General features: G+C 48.5%; 1 protein-coding gene. It reads left to right on the top strand.

From position 1 onward, the window contains the following. A partial coding sequence (locus tag EDM52_RS24080; protein WP_183185349.1) for a tRNA-dihydrouridine synthase occupies nt 1–260 on the top strand: 260 nt, incomplete at both ends.

Raw genomic sequence — 260 nt, 5'->3', positions numbered from 1 at the left:
TTTCGTTTGATTGCCAAAGAATTTGGTACGGGATTGGTCTGTGCTGAAATGGTGAGCGACAAAGGAATCGTGCACGGAAACAAAAAGACGATGGATATGCTGTATGTGGATGAGCGAGAAAAGCCGCTCAGCCTGCAAATTTTCGGTGGTGACAGGGAAACGCTGGTCAAGGCGGCAAAGCATGTCGATAAACACACCAACGCAGACATTATCGACATCAACATGGGCTGTCCCGTTCCGAAGATTACGAGCTGTGATGC

The organism is Brevibacillus invocatus (assembly GCF_003710915.1).
GTDB classification, from domain to species: Bacteria; Bacillota; Bacilli; order Brevibacillales; family Brevibacillaceae; genus Brevibacillus; species Brevibacillus invocatus.
The sequence above is the reverse complement of the archived record's forward strand: the minus strand, read 5'-3'. Positions and strand labels throughout refer to the sequence as shown.